Source organism: Pseudomaricurvus sp. ABR4_320 (assembly GCF_056159445.1).
On the sequence record NZ_JBSWVF010000048.1, the window covers coordinates 1 to 3,241 of the forward strand.

General features: G+C 43.9%; 4 protein-coding genes. All 4 read left to right on the forward strand.

What is annotated here, in order from left to right; all coding sequences use genetic code 11:
• The coding region (locus ACXAFR_RS27155; protein WP_475183248.1) for a GNAT family N-acetyltransferase at positions 1-527 on the forward strand (527 nt) is incomplete at its 5' end.
• Positions 528-654: 127 nt separating this feature from the next.
• Complete coding sequence (locus tag ACXAFR_RS27160; RefSeq protein WP_475183251.1) at positions 655-957, forward strand: hypothetical protein; 303 nt, start codon at positions 655-657, stop codon at positions 955-957.
• 275 nt (positions 958-1,232) lie between these two features.
• The gene (locus ACXAFR_RS27165; protein WP_475183253.1) at positions 1,233-2,384 is read left to right on the forward strand and encodes an IS4 family transposase; all 1,152 of its coding nucleotides are present in this window, start codon (positions 1,233-1,235) and stop codon (positions 2,382-2,384) included.
• A gap of 218 nt (positions 2,385-2,602) precedes the next feature.
• Positions 2,603-2,911, forward strand: coding sequence for a group I truncated hemoglobin (locus tag ACXAFR_RS27170; protein ID WP_475183254.1), 309 nt, complete (start codon positions 2,603-2,605; stop codon positions 2,909-2,911).
• Positions 2,912-3,241: the final 330 nt, after the last annotated feature.

The following is a 3,241-nucleotide window of genomic DNA, read 5'->3' on the forward strand; positions in this document are numbered from 1 at the left end:
ATGCTCTAGAGAAAATGGATAATTCGATGATTGAGACTGAAAGGCTAATACTTAGCCCTGTAACCCCAGAAGATTCTGATATTTATACAAAACTTCTGACTTGCGCTGAAACGACAAGATATTTACCGGGTGGAAAGCCTTTTAGCTTGGAGTACATTCAGAATTACGTACCAAGCAAAGTGGCTCACTGGTCGAAAGGCTATGGTACTTTCATTGTTGCGTTAAAGAGTAAGCTATCTCAAAAAATCGGTTATGCTGGCGTTGAGTTAGTTCAGGACTCGAGTTTTTCAGATATCAGGTATGCATTACTACCTCAATATCAAGGTAAAGGCTACGCTTTTGAAGCTTCAAAGGCAGTCCTGAATTTCACCTTGGAATCGGGTTTGGTGTCTGAAGTTTATGGAGTAGCGGTAATAGAAAATCTGGCATCAGAAAAACTACTCCGCAAGCTTGGTATGCAAGAATCCGCAGAACGTTTGTACGACAGTGAAGACTTGGTTACTCTCTCTACTCAAACACGCATATAACAAAGCGTTTAAGACGGATTCACAACGCTTGGCAGTTTTGGTTTGAATCAACTTTAGTGGTTACGACACAATAGTTTAGGTACGGTGGTCGCGTTGTTCACTACTTAACGCGGCGTTAAGGTTCTTCATGGATCGACTTGATAAGGCGATTGAAAATTTGGGAATGATTCGCCTTCTAAAGCTAAAAGGCAGAAACGTGCAGCTAGCGATTCTATTAAAGAAAGATGCATGGAAGCATTTGTCAGCACCTTGGTGGCGTGGGAAAAGTGCATCTATTGTTGGCGTTGATTTGGAAGGTAACTTTATCCTCTGCAAAAGTTCGGGTGAATTTGTGCTGTGGGACCATAAAATTGCTTCTGAGGTTGTAATATCCGCTAGCCTTGACGGCATGCTTTCAATGTTAGAACTAGACCCAACCAATGTACCTTAACAAGCGGCTCAATGGGATGCGACACTTCCGTGCCGCTTTTGTGCCTGGCCTAGCCAGTGTTGCACAATGCGTCTCTCTGGTGGCGCACCCATTAGCCGGGCGTTAAATGGCACAAGTATGGAAGAGAAACTTGCAAAGTGGATTTTCGGGGTGGTTGGTTCATCATATGTAATCACTGCTGTCCCGTTAACCGAAAAAGAAGCGGCCTGATTCCTAGCCGGTTTGATACAATGAGTTTGCGAATAACCTATTGAATCAAAAAGGAGAATCAGGCCTTGGCTCATTGTAATACGATCTTCAGTCAATTACTAAAACTGGTTCCGAGACATGAATTTGAGACACTGGCTAAACAGCATCACTCGGGTCGATCCTTTCGAAAAGCGTCTCGATGGTCACAATTTACTTGTCTGGTCATGGCGCAGTTGACTGGCCGCTGCAGCCTGCGCGATATCGTGGAAAGCGTCTCCAGTCAGGCGCACCGGCTATACCACTTGGGCTCTGCAAAACTTTCTCGATCAAACCTGGCAAGGATGAACGAGGACAAACCGCATGAGCTTTACGAAGCTCTGTTTGGCAGGCTAATGCAGCAATGTCGGAATCGTGTGCCAGAGCATCATTTCAAATTTAAAAATCCTCTGTATTCGCTGGATGCGTCGACGATTGATTTATGCTTGTCTGTATTTCCCTGGGCGGATTTTCGCAGTACAAAAGGTGCCATCAAATTACATGTTGGATTGAATCATTCCGGCTATCTGCCAGAGTTTGTGTCCATTACCGAAGGCAATTGCCACGACGTCAATATGGGAAAGCTACTGCAGTTTCCCAAAGGCAGCATTGTTGCAATGGACCGCGGCTACAACGACTACGGCTGGTATAACGAGTTGACAGATAAGGGAATTTTCTTTGTCACCCGGTTAAAGGCGAATGCCAACTACCGGGTTGTAAAGCACGTAAAGGTAGATTCAGGTACCGGCTTGACCTGTGACCAAACCATCGAATTCACTGGACAAATGACATCCAAAAAATGCCCAATCCGACTGCGTCGAATTGGCTATAAAGATCCAGAGACGGGGAACCGATACGTATTCCTGACGAATCATTTTAAGTTGTCTGCAAAAACGATCGCCGATATTTACAAATCCCGCTGGCAAGTGGAACTGTTCTTCAAATGGATCAAGCAGAACCTAAAGATCAAATCCTTTGTCGGCACCAGTAGGAATGCGGTGCTGACCCAAATATGGATCGCCATGTGCGTCTGTTTGATACTGGCATTCATCAAGTTCCAGTCGAAACTCAGGAAAAGTCTGCAGGAGATTTTACGTCTTTTGCAAATAAACTTATTCGAAAAACGTGAGTTGATTGAGTTGCTAGGCGGCGATCCGCCGGGAATGCCAGGTGAGAACACTCAACAGATGGCGCTGCTGTGAAAGTTAACGGGACAGCAGTGATGATTTATATTAATTTCTTCACAACCTGCACCTCTACCCGCACCACCACTAGATGGCTGGGGGAGCTACTGCTTGTGTGAAATTTGCCCTATCACCAAGAAAGCCCTCCCAGCCTGCTGTGAGGGCTTTTTTTTAATAAAAATTTCGTGATAAGGCTGAAATATGAACATATATATACAAAATAAAAGGGTAGCAAAATGAGTAAGTCATTATATGAACGTTTAGGTGGTACTGAGGGAATTACTCAAATTGCTAATGATTTGGTTGATATTCATTTATCGAATCCAGCGATAGCTCCCAGATTTACTAACTCTAACTCCGATAATCTTAAGAAAGGGGCAGCGGCTTTTTTCATCTCTGTCACAGGTGGACCGCAAATCTATGAAGGAAAAGACATGCTAGAAACTCATAGAGGCATGAATATTTCAGGGCATGAGTTCCTAGCAACCCTTGATGATGTACTCAAAACTCTACAGAAAAACAATATTGGGCAACGCGAGCAATAAGAAGCTCTATTTGCTTTATATAGTATGAAGTCTGACATCGTTTTGGTTTAGTCAATCTGAAAATTAACTACACATAACAAGGTTATCAACCCGACAGCTTTTCCGCCGCTCGTTTTTGTGTTTGAGTAACACAACTCGACTTTAGAGTTTCAGAGCTAACAACAGGGGCAAATTAACAGAGAAGAATAACTTGACATAGCGGCGTAAAAAATTTGCCGCGCCCTATACAACTTTTCGTCTTTTGAACGTGTATAGGGCGCGGCCTCCAGAAAGAAATGAACGTTTCAACTCTGGAGGCCGCAATGAACGCAAAAGGATGTAGCCGCATCT